Origin of the sequence: Streptococcus timonensis (assembly GCF_900095845.1) — a bacterium.
Classification (GTDB): Bacteria; Bacillota; Bacilli; order Lactobacillales; family Streptococcaceae; genus Streptococcus; species Streptococcus timonensis.
On the sequence record NZ_FMIX01000003.1, the window covers coordinates 58,931 to 84,218 of the forward strand.

Sequence of the window (25,288 nt, forward strand, 5' to 3'; positions counted from 1 at the left end):
CCAAAAAGACACAAATTTTAGAAATTAACTTCTTATGTAAAATATTAGTTGGATAAATAAAAATTTCGGTTAAAATTTATTGACTTTCACCTCCTGTCACTGTATTATTGTATAGTATAGAATAAATATTTTGCGCCCTAAAACAAGGATGCTAAGGATATTTATGCATAATTCAAATCTTATAAAGAGATGATAGCTAAATGAGAGTTTGGAGAAAAAGAAAATGAACATTAGAAAATCAACAAAATATTCACTGTTGACAATTGGGATTTTAACCACTTTCCAATTAGGTCAAGTGCATGTTAAAGCTGATACAACTGATTTCTCAAATAACACTGTTGTTCAAAATCAGGATGAAAAAGCAACTTCATTAAATAAGAACACAAATCAAAAGAGTGAAGCCACTGCTAATGATAAGAAAGAGCCGGTTGCTAATGAGGAAAAGCCTGCAGCTTTAACGCCGGAAAACTCTACTTCTACAACGGAAGTGGCAGAAAAGGAAGCAGACAAGTCTCCTGCTGAGAAGGAAGTTGCTGAAGAAAAACCAGCAGCAGAACAACCAAAAGCGGAACAACCTGTCCAAGAGCAATCAACAGCTGAACAGCCAAAAGCAGAACAACCTAAGGTAGAAAAACCAGCAGCTGAAACAACACCTGAAGAAGAACTGAAAAAGTTGTTAGAGACACCTCAAGAGGGGGTAACGACTCCTAAAGAGGAACCGAAAGCTCCTAAAGATGAATCAGCAGCTCCTAGAGCTCGTCGTAGAAGAGCTGCAGCTAGCAATACAAAAGTATATGAAGATGCAACATACGGTAAGTATGTAAAAGCTACGGACTTCGGACTAGATACAACTGGTAAGGTTGAAGCAAGTGATGCTCTTCAAAAAGCTCTGAAAGCAGCCAATGAGGTTGAGGGTGGAGCTGCCGTAATGGTTTCAGGGAATGTCCTCTTGAAGAAAACCTTGGTTATCGATGAGAACTATGCCAATGTAAAAGGTTTGATCGGTAGTGGTCCAAGTCGTAACAATACAAAAATCTTGTTTAACAAAAAGCAAGATGGAGAGCACGATCCTGAAACAAACTTGACGGATAACCGTTACGAGTCTGCAATCCTCATTCAAAATCAGAAGGACTTTACTGTAGGTCGCTTGACTGTTGAACATACCTATGATTCATCAGACTACACTAAGGATAATGAGTTTTACCGTAAAGGGAAATCTTACTTTGGACGTTCAAACGGGATTTACGTAAACGATTCTTCAAATGTTACGATCAATGACGTTCGTGCTATGAAATTCAACAGAGCTGGTGTCTTCTTTAGTTCAAGTAAGGCAACGGCTCAAGAGTATGATGCTAGCGGTAGACCAATCCGTTACAGCAGTATCTCTGAGAAGGTTTCAAATGAAGTCAAGTCTATCGGAGATCCAGATGTTCCTATCATGGACGGTAACAAGGTAACCAATTCTTTCCTTCATAACAACCGTGTTGCTGGTGTTATGTTCGGTTACCAACGTAATTTTGTTGTTGACAATAATATCTTGTCATACAACGGGCATGTGTTGGATGGTGGTACTGGATATGGTGCAGCCTCAATGGCAGGATCTTATAATGATGGTATTACCTATACTGGAAACTATACAAACTACAACTACCGTAAAGGTTTGGATATTCACGACGGGAATAAGATTCTCATTGAAAACAACGTCTCGCTTGGAGACCGTTTGAATGGTATCGAGGTCTATAACCGTGCCAATCCTATGACAGATGTCATTATTCGTAACAACAAGGTAACACAAGATCCAAACTCTAAGTTGGAAAACGATGATGATGATCCAGCTCGTTACCGTGGTTACACAGCCATCTCTATCCTGACAAATGAGAAAAACCATAAATGGACTAAACCTCTTGATAAAGGCCGTTACGTTATTTCAAATAATACCATTGAAGGTTTGACAAAACCATTTGAAAATGGACAACTAGGAACCTTTGGGATTCTCTTTAGAAATAACGAAAGTTCAAATGATTATAGTCTAAACATTGAAGGAAACACCATCACTGGTGATTCGACAGACTATATCATCTCTGTCAACAACAATACTGCTCAAGCATCTAGAGGTGTTGAAGGTGGCGGTTCAGGTGACATCACTATTTCAAGAAACAAGATTGAAGTAGATGACATCAAGCAGTTACCGATTTATATCAATGATGATACAACTTATGTAGCAAGTGTTATTGACCGTACTACTGGAAAACGTGTCAACAAGGTTACAAAAGTACCATTTACTAAGACTAGAGGAAGCATCAATATTGACAACAATGAGTTGACTGTATCGAAAATCAAATCAAGATGGAAGAATGCGGTCGCTATTGAAAGCACAAACGCAGCTTCTATTGATGTCAATAGTAATACCTTTAAGTATAAAGACAATGAGCCGTGGCAACGTTATGATGTTACCCGTAAAACGGACGGTAGAGTTATCAAAGACATAATGCAAGCTTTCTTTGGTATCAACCGTCTAAACGACACTGTTAAAGTAACAGCTACAGACAATAAATTCATCGCCGACACACCAAACAAGAATGGTTTCTTTAGACTATACAATGGTGATTGGGTGAACTTAAATGCCAAGAGTAATAATGTCTTCCTTGGACGTAACACTCTAGATGGTAAGCCGCTAGCTCCAGTAGATATCGTTGGTGATAAAACGGTTGAAACACTTCGTACAACAACAACGACAGAGTACATCATCGAAACTCGTGAGACAGATGAACTTCCTATCGGATTTAAAGAAACTGTACAAAAAGGTGTACCTGGTAAGAAAGTTAATGTTTATAAAATTACCAAGGTCGGGAATACAATTGTAGGTCGTCAGATTGAATCTGAGGAAGTAATTCAAGAGCCTAAGAGAGAAATCGTCTTGATTGGTACAGCTACAGAAACATTTGAAACTGTTACTGAGAAAGAAACTGTTGCATACGAAACAGAAATCAGAACTGACCCAACAAAACCAAAGACTTATCAATTTGAAAATCAAGCTGGTAAGAATGGTTCTGTTGAAAAAACTTATCAAATCAGAAAACTGAATGGTAAGGAAGCTGGTAAGACTTTGACGTCTGAGACAGTGATTGATCAACCAGTCAAACGCATTATCACAGTTGGTAGTGCAGTAGAAAAAGTTGAATACACTACTGAGGTTAAGGATGTTGACTTTGAAACTGTAGTTGAATACGACTACACGAAACCAAAAGGCTACGAAGAAGTCCGTCAAGAGGGTGAAAAAGGTCGTATTGAAAGTCAATATAAACTTACCTACCTCAATGACGAACTTGTTGATCGTACCTTGGTCAATGAAAATACCCTCAAAGAGAAGAAGAACAAAATCGTTGTTAAAGGTCTAGGTGTGGTTGTATCAATCAGATCTGTAGTTGTTGTCGAAGAAAAAGACTTCAACAAGGTTATCGAAAAAGATGAAACCCAACCAGAAGGCTACAGCAAGATTACTCAAGTCGGATCTCCTGGTACCATCACAACAACTTATGAAGTGACCTATGAGGACGATGTAGAAGTTTCTCGTAAGGAAATCTCGAAAGTGGAAGATCCAAAAGCTGTTGACGAAATTACAGTAATCGGTACTTCTAAGATGACAGAACGTACATTGGATGAGCAGATTGATGTTCCATTCAAGACGGTTTATGTCTCTGACAATACACTCCCAGCAGGAGAAAGTGTTGTTGATGTCGAAGGTACTCCAGGACAAATTGTCCGTACGTTCTTGGTAAGCTATAGAAATGGTAAAGAGATTGGTCGTACCATCATTTCTGAACACCAGATTAAAGATGTTGTCAACCGTGTCATTCGTGTTGGGAATGCGACACCTATTGTTGAAACCACTGAGCTTGTAGATGAGACAGAGTCAATCGATTACAATACTCTCAAAGAGTTTTCAGATCAACTTCCTGCAGGAACAACGAAGGTTATCCAGCCAGGTAAGAAGGGTCAGAAAACAAATCGCTACTCTGTAACCAAGGTGAACGGTGAAGAAACTTCTCGTACATTTGTAGAATCTAACATCACTATAGATCCAGTGGATGAAATCATCCAAGTCGGAACTCGTGTCAAAGAAATTAGAGAAGCAAGCGAGACAAGTCCAATTCCATTTACCGTTAAGGTTCGTAAAGACATTACTAAACCAATCGGTTATAGAGTGACTGAGGTAGAAGGTCAAGACGGTGAGAAGTCAGACCTCTATAAAGTAACCTACATCAATGGTACAGAAACAAAACGTGAACATCTCAAGACAACAGTCGTTAAAGAGGCTGTTGACAAGGTGATTGTCGAAGGTGCCGGAGTAGAACGTGCCCTCTTTGAAATTCAAGAAGATAAGATTACAAGCTCAACTGAGTATCGAAATGATGACACTCTTCCAGAGGGTGAAACTAAGATTTCTCAAGTTGGTGAAGATGGGCTCCTTCGTAAGACGATCGAAAAACGATACTTCAATGACGAATTGCGTTCTACAAAATTAGTAGACAGCAAATTGATTAAAGAAGCAACTCCAACGATCATCTTAGTAGGAACAAAACATGTACCAACTATCAAGGTAGAGCAGGATACTCAAACTGAGAAGATTGCTTATAAGACTCAAAAAATCGAAGATCCAGACCTACCAAAAGGTGAAACTAAGGTAGTTCAAGTAGGAAAAACTGGTCTCATTGAAAAAGTTTACCAACTAACCTACAAAGACGGAGTCTTGATTAAGACAGACTTGATCAGTAGCAAGGAAGTTCAAAAAGTTCAAGATGAGATCATCCATATCGGTACGCAAGTAACTGAAACTAAGGAAATCAGCGCAACAAGTCCAATTCCATACAATGTTATTATTCGTAAGGATAGAACCAAGCCAGTTGGCTACAGCCTTGTTGAAGTTGAGGGTCAAGAAGGAACTCAAACAGACTACTATCAAGTAACTTACGTCAATGGTAAGGAAACTAAGCGTGAGCACCTAAGAACGGTGATTACTGCTCAGCCTGTCAATAAGGTCCTAGTTGAAGGTTCTGGAGTTGAGCGTACAATCTACGAAATTCAAGAAGAGAGAATTACAAGTCCAACTGAGTTCCGTAACGACGATACTCTGCCAGAAGGTGAAACGAAGATCATTCAGGAAGGTCAAGAAGGACTTATCCACAAGACTATTGAGAAGCAATACTTCAATGACGAAGAACGTTCTTCAAAACTAATTGAAAGTAAGGTTGTCAGAGAAGCAGTCCCAACCATCATTTTAGTAGGAACAAAACATGTTCCAAATATTAAAGTGAAGCAAGAGAAGCGAATCGAAGAGACTAACTTTAGAACGGTTACTGTCATTGATGAAAACTTACCGAAGGGTGAACGTAAGCTTGTTCAAGAAGGTCGTCCTGGTCAAGTAGAAAAAGTTTATCAGCTAACTTATAAAGATGGAGTTTTGGTCAAGACAGATTTGATTAGCGTCAAGGAGTTGCGTCCAGCTCTAGAACAGATTATCCATATCGGTTCTCAAGTTACTGAAACTAAGGAAATCAGCACAACAAGTGCGATTCCTTACAGCATCATCGTTCGCGAGGACAAGACTAAGCCTGCTAGCTACCGTCTGGTCGAAGTAGAAGGCCAAGAAGGAACTCAAACAGACTACTATCAAGTAACCTATGTCAATGGTAAAGAAACTCAACGTGAGTATCTAAGAACTGTTATCACGACTCAACCAGTCAACCAAGTTGTTGTAGTGGGTGTTGGAGTTGAGCGTACAGTCTTAGTAACTGAGGATGAAGTCGTTACTCATCAAACAGAATATCGCAATGATGATAGCTTGCCAGAAGGTGAAACTAGAGTATTCCAAGAAGGTCAAGATGGACTGATCCACAGAACATTTGAGAAACACTACTTCAATGATGAAGAGCGTTCTTCTACCTTGGTAGATACCACGGTTATCAGAAAAGCAGTGACTCGTGTAATCTTAGTTGGAACAAAACGAGTTCCTACGATTACAACAGAAGAACTCATCCAAGTAGAAGAAGTAGCCTTTGAGAAACAAACAGTTGAAAATGCAGAACTGGCACAAGGAACTGTGAGAGTTTTACAAGAAGGTAAGGTAGGTAGACGACAAGATGTGTATCGCTTGACCCTACAGGATGGAGTTGTGATCAAGAAAGAATTGATTCGCTCAGAAATCCTAGAAAAACCACAAGCAGAGATTACTGAGATAGGAACCAAGCAAGTCTCTCCTATTATAGAAGAAAACATCCAAGTAGAAGAAATTGACTTTGAGAAACAAATAGTTGAAAATCCTAAACTTGCTAAGGGTACACAAGTTCTTCTACAAAAAGGTAAACCAGGGAAACGACAAAATATCTACCGCTTGACCCTGCAGGATGGAGTTGTGATCAAGAAAGAATTGATTCGCTCAGAAATCCTAGAAGAACCACAAGCAGAGATCGTTGAAATCGGAACACTGGTTGAACAACCAAAACAAGAACCATCAGCACCAGCTGAAATCATCCCAACAGTTCCATCTCCTAAACAGGAGGAGGAGATGAAGCCATTAGCAGTTTCAGCTCAAGAACCTCAAATGGCTGAAGCGCCAGTTGTCCAAGACCAGCTCTTACCAGAGACTGGAGAGCATTCAAACTGGTGGATTAGCCTACTTGGTATCTTGATGATGATCCTAACTTTGGTCGGAATTCGAGAGAAAAAAGACGACCGTTAAAAACATAATTCGTATAAAAACGACGATAAAAAACAAAAATAAGAACAATTCTAGCATATAAACAAAAATTTTTAAAAAAACCTTAAAAAAACCTTTAAAGGGCTTGTAAAAGGATTTAAAAAATGCTATGATATGTCTGATTAAATTAAAGGAGTTTATGTGATGAAGATTTCACAAAAGAGCGTAACACGCATCTTGGCGCTTGTAAGTATCTTTGTTCTTTCATTGACAACATTGACGACAGTCTTTGGTGCTGAAGTAACAAACTATACTAACAACACTACAATTACCCTCAATGGTAAAGCTATTACTGCTGATACAAAAGTAGGTAGAGGCCAAGCCATGGAGGCTACAAACAGCATTACTTTCCCAGATTCTCAAGCAATCAATGCAGGTGATACACTTGTTCTTGACTTGCCAAAAGAATTGAGCTGGCCTGTTAAGTCAGAATTCCCAATCAAAAATGGATCTGACATCGTTGGTAATGCAGTTGCAGACCCAGCTACTGGTAAAACAACAGTAACATTCACTGACTATTTCTCTAAAAACCCACAAAACAAGAGAATGTCATTGAAATACGATATCGTTGTAAATGCTGGTAATGTTACTGATCCTGGTAAAAAGACATTCAAGTATGGTCAAGAAACATACAACTTGACTTACGAGCCAGATTCTACTGCGATCGGTCAATACGAGTACAAGTATGGATACCAAGACCCACAAAATCCTAAACGTATCAAGTGGAAAGTTATCTTGAACGCTGCTCAAGATAAATTGAACAAGATGGTTATCACAGATGAGCTTGCTGACGGACAAGTATTGGTAGAAGGAAGCCTTCGTGCCGTTCGTTACGCAACTCAACCTAAAGCTATCGAAAGTGAAGAGCAACTTACAAAACTTAGCCCAACTGACAACTTCTCTAAGAAAGCTGTATACACTAAAAACTCTGATGGTAAAATCACTGGTTTCACGATCAACTTTGGTGACAACTGGAACTGGCCAATGTTCATGGAGTACACTACTGAGTTGACTGAAACTAAGAAAAAAGGTGATGTAGTTAACAACGTCATCAAGTGGAAAGCTGAAAACTTCCCTAACGAACGTAGCTACCCAGCTAAAACCCTAATCTACAATGCGTCTGGTGAAGGTGAAGGTGAAACTACAACCACTACAACCACTACAACCACTACAACAACTACAACCACTACAACAACAACTGAAGCTCCAACAACAACTGAAGCTCCAACAACAACTGAAGCTCCAACAACAACTGAGGCTCCAACAACAACTGAAGCCCCAACAACAACTGAAGCCCCAACAACAACTGAAGCTCCAACGACAACTGAGGCTCCAACAACAACTGAAGCTCCAACAACAACTGAGGCTCCAACAACAACTGAGGCTCCAACGACAACTGAAGCTCCAACAACTGAAGCTCCAACAACAACTGAGGCTCCAACAACAACTGAAGCCCCAACAACAACTGAAGCCCCAACAACAACTGAAGCTCCAACGACAACTGAAGCTCCAACAACAACTGAAGCTCCAACAACAACTGAGGCTCCAACAACAACTGAGGCTCCAACGACAACTGAAGCTCCAACAACAACTGAAGAAACTACAGTATCTACAACTGAAGAAACTACAGTATCTACAACTGAAGAAACTACAGTATCTACAACTGAGGAAACTACAGTATCTACAACTGAGGAAACTACAGTATCTACAACTGAGGAAACTACAGTATCTACAACTGAAGAAACTACAGTATCTACAACTGAGGAAACTACAGTATCTACAACTGAAGAAACTACAGTATCTACAACTGAGGAAACTACAGTATCTACAACTGAGGAAACTACAGTATCTACAACTGAAGAAACTACAGTATCTACAACTGAAGAAACTACAGTATCTACAACTGAAGCCCCAACAACAACTGAGGCTCCAACAACAACTGAGGCTCCAACAACAACTGAAGCCCCAACAACAACTGAAGCTCCAACAACAACTGAGGCTCCAACAACAACTGAAGCTCCAAATAACCAAGGAGATGCTTCAGGCGAAACAACTACAACAACTGAGGCTCCAACAACAACTGAAGCTCCAACAACTGAAGGACCTACAACAACACCAGAACGTCCTACAACACCAGAACGTCCTACAACGCCAGAACGTCCTACAACGCCAGAACGTCCTACAACGCCAGAACGTCCTACAACGCCAGAACGTCCTACAACACCAGAACGTCCTACAACGCCAGAACGTCCTACAACACCAGAACGTCCTACAACGCCAGAACGTCCTACAACACCAGAACGTCCTACAACAACTCCAGGTAACCCAGGAGGAGATGCAAGTGGTTCTCGTTCAACAACTACAACAGATAATGGATCAGTTCTTCCATTTACTGGTGAAGCTACTGGTGCCGTACTTGTATTGGCAGGTGTGGTAATCATGTCAGGAACTGTTGTTATGAAACGTAAATTTACTAAATAATATTAGATAAATTACTTTAGAGAGGAGAGAGCATTGCTCTCTCCTTTTTTAAATGTTAAAATGATGGAGTAGATAGATACCGATCTTTCCCCTTTCAAGGAAGAAAACAATCTATCACGAAGTTACAAAGCCAACTTTTCAATACTAGCTAGCATGGCTGGTAGCCATTAGCAAAAAGAAGTGGCTAAAAACATAGAGGAGAAATCAATAATGGAAAATTGGTTGACACATTGGCAGAAATTAAAGGAAAAATATCCGAAGGGTGTCCTTTATGTCAGTAGTGCCTTGCTACCGATGACAATCATGCTGGTTGTATGGTTTTTCATGGGGAGTTATCCTTTTGGAAATAAAAGTTTAATGGCCGTGGACTTTGATCAGCAGTACATTAGTTTTTATGGCTTACTAAAGAATGCCATTCTATCTGGTGATTTAAGTAGTCTGTCATACTCCTTTACTAAATCTATCGGTGGAGATATGATTGGAGTGTTGGGTTATTATTTGATGAGCCCTTTCAATATTATTTACGTTCTTCTGCCTTTAAACTATATAGGATTGTCTGTTTTTCTAACAATCTGGCTCAGATATGGAGCCTTTGGACTTTCCTTTGCTCATCTCTTAATTAAACGTTATAAGGGTGCAGAGTCAAAACGATGGATGGTTCCCTTGTTTGCGACAGCTTATGCCCTGTCTGGTATGTTGGTAGCCTACCAGATGAATGTCATCTTTTATGATGCTATGTTTATGCTTCCCCTCGTCATCCTATATTTAGAGCAGTTATTAGATGGCAAAGCAGCCTATCCTTATGCCTTTGTACTCGGTCTGACGATCTTCCTTCAATTTTACATGGGCTATATGATTTCGATATTTGTGGTCTTGTATGCCTGCTACTATCTATCACCCCGCCTTTCAGTAGAAGGGACATGGAAAGTAAAACTCAAACATTATGCTCAACCTTTATGGGATGTCTTTCTTTACTCAGTTTTAGGAGCTGCAGCAGCTTCTGTCTTATTTGTTCCAGTATTCTTCAATTTACTTGAAAGTAAGGGACAAGTCGGAGGGGCCATGACATTTTCTATGGCTTTCCAGATCAATCCCTTAGATATTTTGTCAAAACTAGCTATTGGGGGCTATGATGCTCAATCAGGATGGTCAGCTGGGCCAAACCTACCAAATATCTATATTGGAGCTCTCGGCTTTATCGGCTTTATCTTGTACTTTGTATCAAGAAAGATCGTCAGAGAAAGAAGATGGGCCGCCGGAGTGATGACTCTCATTTTCTTTACTTCCTTTGTAAACGAATTTGTGAGTAAGATTTGGCATATGGGACAAAACCCTGCAGGATTCTTCTTCCGCTTCTCATGGTTATTCTCTTTCTTCATGCTACTTCTAGCCTATCAAGCATTGAAAGAGCCATTTAAAATCTCTCGCCGAGGGAAATTACTGTCAGTTGTATCCCTAGTCTTATCGGCAATTTACCTCTATACTAAAGACTTTACTTATCTGCCAAAGAAACAACCTGAGGCTCTAACTCTGTTTATCAATAGCCATTTTATTGCCATTGTGACACTGCTTGTATCGGCTACAGCTACAGGATTTTATATATACTGGGAACGCTCTGCCAAGTCCCAGAAAGAAAAGGAAAGGGTATTGGTGATTGCGGCTGGATCTGTAGTGGTATTGCTGTTATTATTACAAACAGGTTATCTCTTTACTCGTGTAGTCTTAACTCTACTCACTTACTTAGCTGTATTGGCCTTGCTTCGTCCACGAATGATTCGTTTAGCTGTTATCTTGTTATCAACTCTGACAGTATTTGAGCTGGGATACAATGCCTATCTATCACAAGTGACCTTTAGTTATGCAAACGTTGATAAATTTGTCGATGGAACTATTTCTGTTAAACGTGTGACGGATAAAATCCAAGAAAATGCAGATCAGCCTTTCTATAGAATTGCGACGACCTTTGCCTATTCTCGAACAACTCCATCTCTGATAGGTTATCCAGGTTTGAGTACTTTTAGTTCGAGTTTGGAGAGGTCCACTATGAATCACTTTGCTTATATGGGTGATCAAGGAGTCAATGCAGCAACTGAATACGAAAATGGAACTCCTCTGACGGATGCCTTATATGGAATTCGCTATTACATGGATATTAAAGATATCGATCAAAAGGAGAAAGACAGCCATCCTGAGAAGATGTACTTTTACCGTTTTGCCAGCCGTTTTGACATGAATCGTTACTTCTCAGAGAAAGTCTATGAAGATGATCGCTATCTAGTTTATAAAAATTCTAATTCCTTCCCTATTGCTTTTGGAGTAAATGAATTGGTTGCAAATTTACAGCTTGACTTTAATAACGCTGTAAAAAACCAAGATAAGATCCTCAACTCTATAGAGGGTATTGAAAAAGGCCAGGAGAATTACGTAGATTACTTTAAGCCCCTAGCTTTTGGCGCAATTGAAACTGAAAATCTAGTAGCAGAAGATGTGAATAAAGAAAAGGGGACAGCAGTCTATAAACGTGAGGATACAAGTAAGGAAGCGATTGTACGTTATCGCATTACTCCTCAGACGGATTTGACCTATTATTTCTTAGCACCAGATTCACTCAATTTTGTAGATGAATATTCTGTCTTGTTGAATGGGCGTTGGTTTACTCATTCCAAGAAAAATATGCAACGTCAACTGTGGCAGATTGCAGATAAAGCAGCAGGAAAAGAATCTGTCTTAGAATTTCGCTTTAAGTCTGATAAGGTAGACATCTCGCATGCAGGGGTGTTTCGTGCAGATGTGGACCAAATCCAGAAAGTCCTAGAAAAGAGAAAAGCCCAAGGGCTACAAGTTGAGAAGTTTTCAAATACTCATATCATTGGTTCAGTTGATATCACCGATGATAGTCAGTTTATGATGACTTCGATTCCCTATAGTGCTGGTTGGAAAGTAAAAGTAGACGGGAAAGACGTCCCGACTTCAAAAGCTTGGAATAGTCTCTTGTCCTTCCCGATTACTTCTGGACAACATAAAGTTGAATTTGTATTCTCGCAAAAAGGGACCTTGCTTGGACTCATCCTAAGCTTGATAAGTGTAACAATCTTATACATAGATAGAAAATTTTATCAAAAGAAAGCTAAGCTTACCTCTCAAGATTAAAAAACGGAAGAAGGACGATTTTCTTCAAGCTTAGCTAAAAACACGGTCAGGATACCATTCCTGACCGTTTTCTTTTACAAAATGACAAAAATATTAAACTTTTTGACAAATATGCTTGTCAAAAATAAAAAGATGTGTTACAATAAAATCAAGTTAAGAACAAAGGAGAAAAAAGACATGCTAAAAAATCGTCTAAAAGAGCTTCGGGCTCGCGATGGCCTGAATCAAACAGAGCTGGCCAAACTAGCAGGCGTGTCCAGGCAAACCATCAGTTTGCTGGAACGGGATGAGTATACGCCATCCATCGTCATTGCCCTGAAGATTGCTCAGATATTCAATGAGCCAGTCGAATCAGTCTTCCGCTTAGAGGAGGATGAGTGATGAACAAGTATAAAGTGATTTATTATCTATGTATAGTTGTGTTTATCGTTAATCTTTTGGCAATGATTGGAACCCTATTTGGTTGGTTTACAATTGTTGGAAGTAAATACCTCTTCTGGGTTAACATAGTTTTACTATTAGTTTTTAGATGGGTAGAGAGAAAGATAAAGTTTAAAGAGATCGTAAAAGGAGAAGAATTATGAAAGAGTTTTTAGCGGGTTTTCAAGTCGATACAGAGAACAAAGCACTTGCAGGTGTTTGTGCAGGTTTAGGAAATTATTTTAACATTCAAGCCAATATTGTTCGTTTGGTGACAGTCTTGTTGTTTCTCTCTTCTACAGAGATTGGTATTTTAACAGTTACAGCCTATGCTTATCTAGCAGGTTGGCTTGGCAATGAACCCTTGGGGGATGGAGCAAAAAAAGCTAGAAACCAAGCTATTCTCTTACTTGCTGTTTGTTTGATTTTGGTGTCACTTGGAACAGAAGGCTTGACCGCTATCTTCGAATCAGGTAAAGCCTTTGGTCAATGGTTGTCTGGCTTGTTTTAGAAAGAGGTTGAAATATGGAAAAGAAACAAATCATTTTTGCACTGAAGATTATTATTGCAGGATTTTTATTAGGAATATTTGCTGGTTTCCTTGATGTTAATCCTTTAGGTATCACTCAAGCTCAAGTAGTCGTTGCCTTGAAATCATTCTTTCTTGGTTTAGGGATGCTTACGGTGATTCTAACCTTTTATTTCACTAGAAAAAGCCATCAGGCCTATCAGAGTTATCAAAGAGAAGAGGAGGACGAAGAAAACGAACAAGACTACCTTGCCATGTATCGTTTCTTAGATTATGGAACAGTAGCTTGGAATGTTTGCCAAATTAGTATGCTTTCCTGCCTACTGATAGATTTGGGAGCTTTAGGCCCATCAGCAGCGTCCTTACTTTTGATAGTTTTAGGTATCTGGGTGGGTGCTTACTGTCTAAAAATCACTAGCAAGATTCGTAACTACAAACTTTCTGTTACGGCGACACCTAAGGAAGTTTTGGACTACCTTGATACTTATGATGAGGGAGAAAAACAGGCTGAAATGGAAGAAGCTTACTTGATCTTGTTCAAGGTCAATCAGATCCTCATTCCTGGTATCTATGTTGTCCTAGTAGTTCTATCTTTAGTATTAGGTCAAGTACAGTTGGTTGCTCTGCTGGTGGCAGTTGTCATCCATTTGTATACCAATGTTGCACAATTGCGCAAAACAAAACGTTATTTCAAATAGGAGAATATTATGAAAATACTTAAAAATATTGGCTGGTATAGCCTTGCCTTCTTATCATTTCTTATGGTCTATAGTTTTATTCAGGGCGTAGGTTTAGCTGCCTTGATAATGGGAGCACCTAACTACGTTGCTGTCCCTGTTTATGTCTTATTAGCAGGAATTTTCACCTTCTTTACCTACAAGTGGTATAAGACAGGAACTGTTACAATAGAAAAAACGGCCCTTAACAAATACATCTGGCTGCCTGCCTTGGTATGGGTCCTTGTCATTGTTGTAGAAAATTTTTTACCAAATGATCCATCAGCCAATCAACAGATGGTAGATCAATTGGCTCAAGAACAACCTCTCTTCACTTTCTTCATGGCAGTCGTCTTTGCACCCCTGACAGAAGAGTTAACTTTTAGAGGGATGTTAGCACGCTATGTCTTCCCTCAACAAGATAACGTCAAGAAGACAGCTCTCTTTCTTCTTGTAAGTACTATTATTTTTGCGCTTGTTCATTTTCCTACTACTCCACAACAATTTCTAGTCTATAGTGCCCTTGGTCTTAGTATGGGCTTGGCTTATATCAGTAAGGGTGGTCTGGCTTATAGTATGGGATTGCATGCCTTAAATAATTTAATTTCATTTGTGATGATAATGATGCTATAATAGACTCAGGAGGAAGTCATGAAACGAGTATTATTATCAGCAGTGATACAGGCTGTGGTTATCTTCTTTATCATTGGTGGACTAGCCTATGTTTTTAAAGGAGACTTCTTTTATAAAAATATAGCGGTTGCTCTTGCACCTATCGCAGGCTTTATGCGTTTTGCGACAGCCTATGCAACAGAACTTTTTCTGTCAAAACAGGAGGCAGAGCTAGCTAAAAAAGGTAAAAAAGACAGAAAAACCAACTAAGAATGAATCCAGTAAAATGATTTACTGGATTTTTTGGTTTAGATGAGGATTCTAGCAAACTTTTCTGATGATTTTCATGAAGAGCTAGCGCTTTTATGGTAAAATAGTAACAGAATACAAGAGGAGAGAAGAAATGAAACGTAGTATGTATGCTGGTCGTGTTCGTAAGGAACACATCGGACAAGAAATTACCTTGAAAGGCTGGGTTGCCCGTCGTCGTGACTTGGGTGGATTGATCTTCATCGACCTTCGTGACCGTGAAGGGATTATGCAGTTGGTTATTAATCCTGAGAAGGTTTCTGCAGAGGTGATGGCAACGGCTGAAAGCCTTCGTAGTGAATTTGTCATCGAGGTTACTGGACAAGTTGCAGCACGTGAACAGGCCAATGATAAATTGGCGACTGGAGCGGTTGAACTGAATGTAACGGCTCTTACTGTGCTTAATACAGCCAAAACAACACCATTTGAAATCAAGAATGGCATTGAGGCTAACGATGATACGCGTCTACGTTACCGTTACCTTGACCTTCGTCGTCCAGAAATGTTGGAAAATCTTAAACTTCGTGCTAAGGTGACACATTCGATCCGCAACTACTTGGATGAGTTGGAATTTATCGATGTGGAAACACCATTCCTTTCTAAGTCAACACCAGAAGGGGCGCGTGACTATTTGGTACCATCTCGTGTCAATAAAGGGCATTTTTACGCACTTCCTCAAAGTCCGCAGATTACAAAACAGTTGTTGATGAATGCGGGATTTGATCGTTACTACCAAATCGTCAAATGTTTCCGTGACGAGGACTTGCGTGGTGACCGTCAGCCTGAATTTACTCAGGTCGACTTGGAAACTTCTTTCCTTACTGAGCAAGAAATTCAAGATATCACAGAAGGCTTGATTGTGCGCGTGATGAAGGAAACAAAAGGGATTGAAGTAACGCTGCCATTCCCTCGTATGAAGTATGATGATGCCATGGCTCTTTATGGTTCTGACAAGCCTGATACTCGTTTTGAGATGTTGCTTCAGGACTTGACAGATCTTGTCAAGGGAGTTGATTTCAAAGTCTTCTCAGAAGCACCTGCTGTTAAAGCCATTGTGGTCAAAGGTGCAGCAGACAACTACTCACGTAAAGACATCGACAAAATGACAGAAGTAGCCAAACAGTATGGTGCTAAAGGTCTTGCTTGGGTCAAGATTGTTGATGGAGAATTGAACGGACCTGTTGCTAAATTTTTGACAGCTATTCAAGGAGATTTGACAGCAGCTCTTGGCCTTGAAGATAAAGACTTGATTCTCTTTGTAGCTGATACGCTTGACGTAGCAAATGTAACACTTGGGGCTCTTCGTGGACGTATTGCTAAAGAGCTTGGCTTGATTGATAATGACAAATTTAACTTCCTCTGGGTAGTTGACTGGCCAATGTTTGAATGGTCAGAAGAAGAGGGGCGCTATATGAGTGCCCACCATCCATTTACGCTTCCTCAGGCAGACACTGTTCATGAACTCGAAGGTGAATTGGCTAATGTCCGTGCCATTGCTTATGATATCGTCTTGAACGGTTATGAACTAGGTGGTGGGAGCCTTCGTATCAACCAAAAAGAGCTTCAAGAACGTATGTTCAAGGCTCTTGGATTCTCAGCAGAAGAAGCAAATGACCAGTTTGGTTTCCTATTGGAAGCTATGGACTATGGATTCCCACCACACGGTGGATTGGCTATCGGACTTGACCGCTTTGTAATGCTCTTAGCAGGCGAAGAAAACATCCGTGAAGTCATTGCCTTTCCTAAGAACAACAAGGCGACAGATCCAATGACCCAAGCGCCATCAACAGTAGCTCTTAAACAACTAGAAGAACTCAATCTACAAGTAGAACAAGATGAAACAAACGAAACTAACTAAAAAGTGGCACTATTATTTGCGCCGCTTTGCTCACCGGGTGAAGATTTTGCGTGTTTTGCAAAATATCTCCCGAGAAAAATACGATGAAAAAATTTCAGCTTCTCTAGTATATGGTTTTCTATCAGCAGTAGCTGTCAATTTTTTCTTCCAACCAGGACATGTTTATTCAAGTGGAGCAACAGGTTTGGCTCAGATCATTTCTGCGCTTAGTAATCACTGGTTTGGCTTTCATTTGCCAATCTCTGTAGCTTTCTATTGTATCAATATTCCCTTAATGATTTTGGCCTGGCGTCAAATTGGTCGGAAGTTTACCATCTTTACCTTTATTACGGTATCTATGAGTTCACTCTTTATCCAGTTTGTGCCAGCGGTAACTCTAACGGAGGATCCCATTATCAATGCTCTATTTGGAGGCGTAGTGATGGGACTTGGGATTGGTTTTGCTCTACGTCACAATATTTCCAGTGGTGGAACGGATATTGTCAGTCTCACTATTCGTAAGAAAACAGGGAAAAACGTCGGTAGCATTTCCTTCCTAGTCAATGGGACTATTATGTTGATTGCAGGTTTGACCTTCGGTTGGAAATACGCCCTCTACTCTATGATTACCATTTTCGTATCAAGTCGTGTTACAGATGCCGTCTTCACCAAGCAGAAAAAGATGCAGGCGACGATTGTAACCAGCAATCCCGATGCCGTGATTGAAAAAATCCACAATAAATTGCATCGTGGAGCAACGATCATTCATGATGCAGAAGGGACTTATAACCACGAGCGCAAAGCTGTTTTGATTACAGTCATCACGCGTGCTGAGTTTAATGATTTTAAACTCATCATGAAACAAGTCGATCCAACAGCCTTTGTATCTGTCTCAGAAAATGTTCATATCCTCGGACGATTTGTAGAAACTGAAAGTTAAGACTTTCTATAGCAAATAAAAAAAACCAACTCTTGAATTAGATTCAGAGTTGGTTCTTTTTTATTTTTCAATAATTTCATGTGCAATCAATTGACGATAGCAGATTTGTCGATTTTCTTTGGTATCAGTAATGATTTGAAGAATGGTTTCAAATGAAGTACGGCCAAGAGCCAGACTATTGATATCAACATAGGCAGCTAGATTCAATCTTGGATTGACTGAGTCAAAGCTGAGAACAGGAACATTTAGCTTGTGTTCGTTGATATAGTCGCAAACTCCCTCAGCTAAGAGGCTATCGGTTGTGATAATAGCGTCTGTTTGAGGATCGTGATTAAAGAGTTTCTTGCTAAATTTATAGCCCTTTTCTTCTAAAAATTCATCTGCAAAGAAGGTACGTTGGTTATCGAAAGGCAATTGATGTTCTTCAAGCGCTTGTTCATAACCTGTCAAGCGGTCTTTGGTAACGAATAGTTTCTTGGTACCACCGATGAAGGCAATGCGTGAACAACCTTTTTTAATGAAATATTCTGTCGCATCAAAACCAGCTTGAACATTATCATTATCAACAAGTGGTATGAAAGGCGAAAGTGACTTTCATAGAATGAGGAAAGGGAATTGTTCTTCAACGACTAGATTGACCAAAGGATCATCTTCTTGAGCATAGAGGAAGATAAGTCCATCCACGCGTTTACCATAAACCATTTGGGAAATGGCATTTAAACGCTCCTTTTCGTCCTTTCCAGTTGCGATTTGAATGGCATAATGGTTTTCTGAAGCCACTTGTGCAATTCCTCTAAGGACTGAGGGGAAGAAAGGATTTTGATAAAAGGCATCTGAGTCGTCTGGAAGGACCAATCCTATAACTTGTGAATAGCTACTAACGAGACTTCGAGCGTTCAGATTAGGATGGTAGTTGAGATCCTTCATTGCTTTTCGCACTCGTTTTTTAGTTTGATCACTAATGGTTGATTTATTCTGAATAACACGGGTTACGGTTGAAGGCGAAACGCCCGCAACCTTGGCCACGTCTTTAATCGTAACTGGCATAAGAATCTCCTACTTATGATAGTCTGGGTCACGGAAATGTGTTTTGTAAAAGATAGTGACTAGATATAAAACAAAGAAAATATTTTGAACGGTAATCAGGGTCGGCATATTTTGACCTAAGAGACCTAAAATCATGGCTATCAAGGTTGGTACTCCTAAACAGTTCAATATAAAATGATAGCATTCTTTGTAGGTCTTAAATGAGAAGAGACGAGATTTTTTCGTGAAGTAGAGCAAAAGGCTAGCACCTAGAGCTACAATGAAAAAATTAAGTCCAAAGAGGAAACTAGCACCTAAGACCAGGAAGAGGCTGATGTAGACACGATTCTGTTGATACCAGTCTTTTGAAATAGCCTGAGTCAAACTTTCCTTGCTTTGGAAACTATCAGTTGTGATAGCATGATAGCGAATGCTGGTTAACTCTTTTCCTTGCTTGCTGATGACGAGTTGCTCGGGTTCAAAGCTAAGAAGTAATTCTTCAGGGAAACTTGAACTAGCAGTAGCCCCGATTTGTACAGAAGCTTGATGAGGAGTCGAACCAGTATAGCTTAGTTTTCCATCTACAATCTGAGCATTGGTAGCTAGATCCTGAACGACTTCGTCCGTCAATGGAGCATAGACATCATCGATGAACGTCTCTAAAGGATAGGTTTCCTGAGAACTGTTCTGGATAGCAATAGGCACCATGGATAAGCTAATCAAGAAAATACTGGTAAAAATCAGTTGAAACCAGTTTAGACCAAAACGATGAGAGAGGGGCTTACGAAATCCCCAAATACTATTAAAATAAGAAAATGGATATGGTAACATAAATCTCTTTCTATAGGCATTTTTCTATACGAGTATTATATAGAGAAATGTTTTTTATTTCAAGTGGGGATAGTAGAATCCTTGGTAAAAGTGAATGTTTGTTATGATTTGTCCACTAACTAACAAGGTAATCTCAGCAAGCTCTTATTTCTCACCAGACAATCGATGTACAAGATCAAAAATGAAAAAGGGTGGCGGGGGTATATTACCCCTTGTCGCCACCGCTTGTAAGTCCTGAAACGAAGTTCTTTTGCAAGAAGAAGAAAAGTGTACAGATTGGAAGAGCGATGAGGATAGCACCTGCTGAGAAGTAGGCGATCTTCAAGTTCTTCGCATTGCTGACGAAGGTTTGTAGACCAACGGCAACTGTATAGTATTCTTTTTCACGAAGCAAGAAACTAGAGAGGATATAGTCTCCGAAAGGTCCCATGAAGGCCCAGAGTGCTTGTACAGCAACCATTGGGCGAACAAGAGGGAGAACGATTTGCCAGAAGCGGCGGAAATGTCCTGCACCATCAAGTTTTGCAGACTCATCAAGAGACATTGGCACGGTGTCAAAGTAACCTTTCATCAACCAAGCATTCATCGGGATACCTCCACCAACGTAGAGGAAGATGAGGAACCAGCTTTGGTTAAGGGCGTTCAACATGAGGGCCATAACGAAGAAGGCAGTCAAAGCGGCCATTGTTGGCACCATTTGGATAATCAAGAAGAAGACCAAACTTTGTTTACGAGCCAAGAAGTTGTAACGGCTATAGGCATAACCAGCAAGTACGATAATACTTGTCTGAACAACCATAGTGATCAAAGCGATGATCAAAGTGTTGAGATACCATGTGCCGTACAAGGTTTCTGTAAAGAGCCCTTTGAAGTTATCAAGACTGAAATTGACATTGCTGTCGAGCTTGAAGGCCACAACGTTACCGGCCTTAAAAGCTGACATAATCGTGATTAAAAGAGGATAGATAATAACGATTGAAAGTCCAATTAAGTAAAGATAAGTAAGGGTTTGAGTCAGTCTACGTTTGATTCTGATTGAGTTATTCATCTTAGACGTCCTCCATATCAAATGCGTGTAGTTTCTTGAATGCAATCATAGAAATAGAGATGACAATGATTGAAATAATCAAGGTAACGGCAGCTGCCATAGAGTATTGAGGAGCTGTACCAGTTGTCAAACGGTAGATCCATGAGATCAAGATATCGGTTGAACCAGCTCCACCACCGACGCTACCAGGACCACCGCCATTGAAGAGGTACATGATAGAGAAGTTGTTGAAGTTGAAGGTGTATTGGCTGATCAAAGTAGGTGCCGCAACGGCCAAAATCATTGGGAAAGTGATGTTGCGGAATTTTTGCCAAGCGTTTGCACCGTCGATATAAGCTGCTTCATACAAGTCATTTGGAATAGACTGTAGGATACCGAGAGTCAAGACGTAGATATAAGGGAAACCAAGCCATCCTTGCATCATAATCAAGGCAATTTTAGTCCAAGTTGGATTTGTCTTCCAAGGGATAAGAACGCCATCTAAGAAAGGAAGAACCTTAGCAAAAAGTGGTAAAACTTGAGTATTGATAGCACCAACACTATCGTTGAACATGTTTGAGAATGTCAAGATAGTGATGAAGGCTGGAACCGCCCAAGGTAGAAGGAAGATAACACCAAAGATACGTTTACCCTTGATGAATGGTTGGTTAGCAATAATAGCTGTAAAGATACCGAGTACGATTTGCAAAGTAGACGCAGATAAAGCCCAGATAATAGTCCAAGAAAGAACAGAACCGAAGGCTGAACGGAAGGTACTCAAGCTCCAGATATTTGTGAAGTTAGTCAATCCAACCCAATCCAATAATTTATTTGGTGGTAAGTGTTGGAAATCGTAGTTAGTAAAGGCAATCATCAAGGTTACAATAACCGGGAAGATGATGGCAAATGTCATGGCAACGTAAGATGGAATGATAAGCAAGTAAGGGAATCCATTTTCATAGATACCTTTAATCATATCCTTAAGTGTCGATGGGACAGGGATGCCATTATTGATACGTTTTGCAATAGTGTGAGCGTCTTTAATATTGAGAATATAAAAGGCTAGATAAACAATTACAAAAATAGAGTGGAATGCACCACGAATCAACATGAAGAGAGAGTTGTCACGGCCAGGTTTTTCACCAAGCGTGATTAAGTTGCTCAATTCAGGTGCTGCAAGTACTATAAAATAGAGGACAAAAGCCACTGTTACAGCAAGGAAGATAAAACCTTTAGCTTTTTGTTTGTTGTAGATTTGTCCCAACCCAGGAATCAATGAAAGCAAGGCTGCTTTTTTTGGTTGTTGTTCCATGAGTGCTCCTTTCATAAGATACGAGCATTGAGCTCGATGCTAATCAGCAAAATCGCTGAAAACATTGTCAATATATCTAAAAATCAAGGGAGATGTTTAAATTATCTCCCTTGAATCAATCAATTAGTTACCAAATTTTTGTTGGATTGTTTCTTTGATCAATGTTACAGCATCATTAGCAGCTGTTTTAGCATCTTTCTTACCGCTTACAGCGTCAAAGAGCATTGTTTTAGCTGGGTCCCAAACTGTTGACATTTGAGAGATGTTTGGCATTGGTTGTGCGTTCTTGAACTGCTCGATAACAGCTGTAGTCAACTCATCTTTTTTACCTTCAGCGTAAGCACGGGCTTCAGTGTTAGCTGGGATTTCGTTAGTAGCATCGTAGAATGCTTTTTGTTGTTCAGTTGAAACAAGGAAGTCTACAAATTTTTGAGCGCCTTCAAGGTTCTTAGTACTTGATGGGATGACCCAAGCTTTACCACCACCAAAGGCTGCGTAGTTTTTACCGTTTGGAAGAGTTGGGATAGTTGCAACACCGTAGTTTACTTTAGCATCTTTGAATGCTTGAGCTTTCCAAGGACCATCGATGATCGCAGCTGTTTTACCTTCTTGGAATTGAGTTTGGATCAAGTTTCCAGCACCTTCAGTGTCTTGCATACCTTTAGGCCATTTATCGTACCAAGTTTTAGCGTATTCGATACCTGCGATAGCACCATCGTTAGCAAGACCGATATCTTTAGGATTTTTACCATTGTCACCAAATACGTAAGCTCCGTTACCAGCAAGAAGTCCGTATGCGTAGTAGAAGTTAGTCCAGTCAGCTAGGAAAGCAGTAGTTTTTCCATCTTCACCAGCGAAGGCATATTTGCTATCTTTAGCAAGATTTTCTAAGTCAGCAAATGTTTTTGGAGCTTCTTTGATCAAGTCTTTGTTGTAGTACAGAACAAGTGACTCGATAACAGCTGGAGCACCGTAAACTTTTCCACCAACAGTCACAAGAGATTTAGTAGTATCGTCTGTTTTAGCACCGTCGCTTAGTTTAACTTCTGAAAGTTGTCCATCAGTACCAAGGCTACCTACACGGTCGTATGGTGCCATCATAACGTCAGCAGCTTGACCTGATTGGTTGTCAAGTGAAAGTTTGTCAAGTCCGCCAAGTTGGTCACCAGATTTGATGTTAACTTTTGTTCCTGATTCTTTTTCATAAGCAGCAGCAACTTTCTCAGCGTAAGCTTTATATTGGTCTTCAACGTAGAAAGTGATTTCTTTTGCTTCAGATGAGCTAGTATCAGCAGCTTTATCAGCAGTTTTGCTTCCGCAAGCTACCAAAAGTAAGCTAGCAAGAGTAGCAGTTCCAAGCACAGCAGCGCTCTTCATGAATTTAGATGACATAGTGTATTCCTCCTAAAGAATAACAAGTTTTATAGTCTAGGGAACGCAAACGTTTTCCCTTATGACCTTAGTATAACACAAATAGAAAACGGTTGCAATAGTTTTTTTTAAAAAAAGTAAAAAAAGTTACAATCTCAACATCTTTGATTGGAATTATATAATAAGAAGAAAGTTCATGATTTATAAACTTTATTCTAAAAAGTAAAGAATAGGCAAACGATTGCATCAAAATAAGCCGAATGAAAATCATTTCAAAAATTAAAATATAGGGAATTTCAAAATTTAACCAGAAAAAAGTTGGAAAAAGTTTTTTTACAAACGCTTGCAATTATTTTAGAAATGGGTTATACTTTAGTTGACGCAAACGTTTGCGCATATAAATATGAAACTCTTAACTACAAACACGCGAGGTGCTATTATGAAAAAACGTCAAAGTGGTGTGTTAATGCACATCTCATCTCTTCCTGGAGCATACGGGATTGGATCGTTTGGTAAAAGTGCGTACGACTTTGTTGATTTCTTAGTTCGTACCAAACAACGTTACTGGCAAATCCTTCCATTAGGAACAACTAGTTACGGTGATTCTCCTTACCAATCATTCTCAGCTTTTGCAGGGAATACTCACTTTATCGATCTTGATATCTTGGTTGAGCAAGGTTTACTAGATGCTAGTGATCTTGAAGGGATTGACTTTGGTAGCAACCCAGAAGAAGTAGACTACGCGAAGATTTATTATGCGCGTCGTCCTCTTCTTGAAAAAGCAGTTAAACGTTTCTTTGAAATCGGGGATGTCAAAGACTTCGAAAAATTTGCTCAAGAAAATCAATCATGGCTTGAACTATTTGCAGAGTATATGGCAATCAAGGAGCATTTTGATAATCTTGCTTGGACAGAATGGCCAGATGCAGATGCTCGTGCTCGTAAAGCTTCAACTCTTGAAAGCTACCGTGAGAAATTAGCTGACAAGCTTGTTTATCACCGCGTAACCCAATACCTTTTCTTCCAACAATGGTTGAAGTTGAAAGCATACGCTAACGAAAACCACATCGAGATTGTGGGTGATATGCCTATCTATGTAGCGGAAGATTCAAGCGACATGTGGGCAAATCCACATCTTTTCAAGACAGATGTCAACGGTAAGGCGACTTGCATCGCAGGATGCCCACCAGATGAATTTTCTGCAACTGGTCAGCTTTGGGGTAACCCAATCTATGACTGGGAAGCAATGGACAAAGACGGCTACAAATGGTGGATTGAACGCTTGCGTGAAAGCTTCAAAATCTACGACATCGTTCGTATCGACCACTTCCGTGGATTTGAATCATACTGGGAAATCCCAGCTGGTTCAGAGACTGCAGCGCCTGGTAAATGGGTGAAAGGTCCAGACTATAAACTCTTTGCAGCTGTTAAGGAAGAACTCGGTGACTTGAATATCATCGCAGAAGACCTTGGATTTATGACTGACGAAGTTATTGAACTACGTGAGCGCACTGGATTCCCAGGAATGAAGGTTCTTCAATTTGCCTTCAACCCAGAGCACGAAAGTATCGACAGCCCACACTTGGCACCAGCCAACTCAGTTATGTACACAGGAACACACGATAACAACACTGTTCTTGGTTGGTATCGTAATGAAATCGACGATCCAACTCGTGAGTACATGGCACGTTATACAAACCGCAAGGAATATGAAACAGTAGTACATGCTATGCTTCGTACAGCCTTCTCATCAGTAAGCTTTATGACTATCGCTACTATGCAAGATTTGCTAGAGTTGGATGGTTCAGCTCGTATGAACTTCCCATCTACTCTTGGTGGAAACTGGTCATGGCGTATGACAGAGGATCAATTGACTCCTGCTGTCGAAGAAACTTTGCTTGACTTGACTACAATTTATCGCCGAATCAATGAAAATTTGGTAGAATTAAAGAAATAAAACATTATCAGGA

16 protein-coding genes and 1 pseudogene are annotated in these 25,288 nt (G+C 39.9%); 12 read left to right on the plus strand and 5 right to left on the minus strand.

Annotated features, from left to right (window positions below):
* Positions 1–223 precede the first annotated feature (223 nt).
* The 11 genes from BQ2679_RS01360 to BQ2679_RS01410 all read left to right on the plus strand — a co-directional run bounded on the left by BQ2679_RS01360 (position 224) and on the right by BQ2679_RS01410 (position 17,751).
* Positions 224–6,739 carry a G5 domain-containing protein gene (locus tag BQ2679_RS01360; RefSeq protein WP_075565416.1) on the plus strand — a complete coding sequence of 2,172 codons (6,516 nt, stop codon included), beginning with the start codon at positions 224–226 and terminating at the stop codon, positions 6,737–6,739.
* Positions 6,740–6,901: 162 nt separating this feature from the next.
* A complete protein-coding gene (locus BQ2679_RS11020) occupies positions 6,902–9,238 on the plus strand; it encodes a collagen binding domain-containing protein (RefSeq protein ID WP_075565418.1) in 2,337 nt (778 codons plus the stop codon).
* Between the two features lie 210 nt (positions 9,239–9,448).
* On the plus strand, positions 9,449–12,388 hold the full coding sequence (gene pgfM1 / locus BQ2679_RS01370; RefSeq protein WP_075565420.1) for a glycosyltransferase PgfM1: 2,940 nt from the start codon (positions 9,449–9,451) through the stop codon (positions 12,386–12,388).
* Positions 12,389–12,565: 177 nt separating this feature from the next.
* Entirely contained in the window at positions 12,566–12,769 is a 204-nt protein-coding gene (locus BQ2679_RS01375; RefSeq protein WP_000916945.1) for a helix-turn-helix transcriptional regulator, read from the plus strand.
* Complete coding sequence (locus tag BQ2679_RS01380) at positions 12,769–12,972, plus strand: hypothetical protein (protein ID WP_075565422.1); 204 nt, start codon at positions 12,769–12,771, stop codon at positions 12,970–12,972. Before BQ2679_RS01375 ends, BQ2679_RS01380 begins: the two co-directional genes overlap by 1 nt.
* Complete coding sequence (locus tag BQ2679_RS01385) at positions 12,969–13,319, plus strand: PspC domain-containing protein (protein WP_006153140.1); 351 nt, start codon at positions 12,969–12,971, stop codon at positions 13,317–13,319. Before BQ2679_RS01380 ends, BQ2679_RS01385 begins: the two co-directional genes overlap by 4 nt.
* A 14-nt stretch (positions 13,320–13,333) precedes the next feature.
* The gene (locus BQ2679_RS01390) at positions 13,334–14,035 is read left to right on the plus strand and encodes a DUF3169 family protein (protein WP_075565424.1); all 702 of its coding nucleotides are present in this window, start codon (positions 13,334–13,336) and stop codon (positions 14,033–14,035) included.
* Between the two features lie 9 nt (positions 14,036–14,044).
* Positions 14,045–14,686 (plus strand): CPBP family intramembrane glutamic endopeptidase, encoded by a 642-nt coding sequence (locus BQ2679_RS01395; RefSeq protein ID WP_075565426.1) that lies wholly within the window; start codon positions 14,045–14,047, stop codon positions 14,684–14,686.
* An 18-nt stretch (positions 14,687–14,704) separates the two neighbouring features.
* The gene (locus BQ2679_RS01400) at positions 14,705–14,935 is read left to right on the plus strand and encodes a hypothetical protein (RefSeq protein ID WP_075565428.1); all 231 of its coding nucleotides are present in this window, start codon (positions 14,705–14,707) and stop codon (positions 14,933–14,935) included.
* A gap of 133 nt (positions 14,936–15,068) precedes the next feature.
* Positions 15,069–16,832 (plus strand): aspartate--tRNA ligase, encoded by a 1,764-nt coding sequence (aspS, locus tag BQ2679_RS01405; RefSeq protein WP_075565430.1) that lies wholly within the window; start codon positions 15,069–15,071, stop codon positions 16,830–16,832.
* On the plus strand, positions 16,810–17,751 hold the full coding sequence (locus BQ2679_RS01410; protein ID WP_075565432.1) for a YitT family protein: 942 nt from the start codon (positions 16,810–16,812) through the stop codon (positions 17,749–17,751). Before aspS ends, BQ2679_RS01410 begins: the two co-directional genes overlap by 23 nt.
* Positions 17,752–17,811: 60 nt before the next feature.
* On the opposite strand, the pseudogene BQ2679_RS01415 reads toward BQ2679_RS01410, so the two are convergent.
* From BQ2679_RS01415 to BQ2679_RS01435, 5 genes and pseudogenes are all read right to left on the minus strand, one after another.
* Positions 17,812–18,798: pseudogene (locus tag BQ2679_RS01415) on the minus strand (LacI family DNA-binding transcriptional regulator).
* Between the two features lie 9 nt (positions 18,799–18,807).
* On the minus strand, positions 18,808–19,608 hold the full coding sequence (locus BQ2679_RS01420; RefSeq protein WP_075565434.1) for a DUF1189 domain-containing protein: 801 nt from the start codon (positions 19,606–19,608) through the stop codon (positions 18,808–18,810).
* Between the two features lie 205 nt (positions 19,609–19,813).
* Positions 19,814–20,656, minus strand: coding sequence for a sugar ABC transporter permease (locus BQ2679_RS01425; RefSeq protein WP_006149195.1), 843 nt, complete (start codon positions 20,654–20,656; stop codon positions 19,814–19,816).
* A 1-nt stretch (position 20,657) separates the two neighbouring features.
* The gene (locus BQ2679_RS01430; protein WP_281137565.1) at positions 20,658–21,947 is read right to left on the minus strand and encodes a carbohydrate ABC transporter permease; all 1,290 of its coding nucleotides are present in this window, start codon (positions 21,945–21,947) and stop codon (positions 20,658–20,660) included.
* 123 nt (positions 21,948–22,070) lie between these two features.
* Positions 22,071–23,339: an extracellular solute-binding protein gene (locus tag BQ2679_RS01435; RefSeq protein WP_075565438.1), complete on the minus strand. Its 1,269-nt coding sequence runs from the start codon at positions 23,337–23,339 to the stop codon at positions 22,071–22,073.
* Between the two features lie 382 nt (positions 23,340–23,721).
* Between BQ2679_RS01435 and malQ the strand changes: the two genes are divergently transcribed.
* Positions 23,722–25,275 (plus strand): 4-alpha-glucanotransferase, encoded by a 1,554-nt coding sequence (gene malQ, locus BQ2679_RS01440; RefSeq protein WP_316244949.1) that lies wholly within the window; start codon positions 23,722–23,724, stop codon positions 25,273–25,275.
* Positions 25,276–25,288 lie beyond the last annotated feature (13 nt).

Bases quoted from the DNA above. Each gene is read 5' to 3' on its own strand.
- BQ2679_RS01360 (WP_075565416.1), top strand. From the start codon at position 224: ATGAACATTAGAAAATCAACAAAATATTCACTGTTGACAATTGGGATT.
- BQ2679_RS11020 (WP_075565418.1), top strand. From the start codon at position 6,902: ATGAAGATTTCACAAAAGAGCGTAACACGCATCTTGGCGCTTGTAAGT.
- pgfM1 (WP_075565420.1), top strand. From the start codon at position 9,449: ATGGAAAATTGGTTGACACATTGGCAGAAATTAAAGGAAAAATATCCG.
- BQ2679_RS01375 (WP_000916945.1), top strand. From the start codon at position 12,566: ATGCTAAAAAATCGTCTAAAAGAGCTTCGGGCTCGCGATGGCCTGAAT.
- BQ2679_RS01380 (WP_075565422.1), top strand. From the start codon at position 12,769: ATGAACAAGTATAAAGTGATTTATTATCTATGTATAGTTGTGTTTATC.
- BQ2679_RS01385 (WP_006153140.1), top strand. From the start codon at position 12,969: ATGAAAGAGTTTTTAGCGGGTTTTCAAGTCGATACAGAGAACAAAGCA.
- BQ2679_RS01390 (WP_075565424.1), top strand. From the start codon at position 13,334: ATGGAAAAGAAACAAATCATTTTTGCACTGAAGATTATTATTGCAGGA.
- BQ2679_RS01395 (WP_075565426.1), top strand. From the start codon at position 14,045: ATGAAAATACTTAAAAATATTGGCTGGTATAGCCTTGCCTTCTTATCA.
- BQ2679_RS01400 (WP_075565428.1), top strand. From the start codon at position 14,705: ATGAAACGAGTATTATTATCAGCAGTGATACAGGCTGTGGTTATCTTC.
- aspS (WP_075565430.1), top strand. From the start codon at position 15,069: ATGAAACGTAGTATGTATGCTGGTCGTGTTCGTAAGGAACACATCGGA.
- BQ2679_RS01410 (WP_075565432.1), top strand. From the start codon at position 16,810: ATGAAACAAACGAAACTAACTAAAAAGTGGCACTATTATTTGCGCCGC.
- BQ2679_RS01420 (WP_075565434.1), bottom strand. From the start codon at position 19,608: ATGTTACCATATCCATTTTCTTATTTTAATAGTATTTGGGGATTTCGT.
- BQ2679_RS01425 (WP_006149195.1), bottom strand. From the start codon at position 20,656: ATGAATAACTCAATCAGAATCAAACGTAGACTGACTCAAACCCTTACT.
- BQ2679_RS01430 (WP_281137565.1), bottom strand. From the start codon at position 21,947: ATGGAACAACAACCAAAAAAAGCAGCCTTGCTTTCATTGATTCCTGGG.
- BQ2679_RS01435 (WP_075565438.1), bottom strand. From the start codon at position 23,339: ATGTCATCTAAATTCATGAAGAGCGCTGCTGTGCTTGGAACTGCTACT.
- malQ (WP_316244949.1), top strand. From the start codon at position 23,722: ATGAAACTCTTAACTACAAACACGCGAGGTGCTATTATGAAAAAACGT.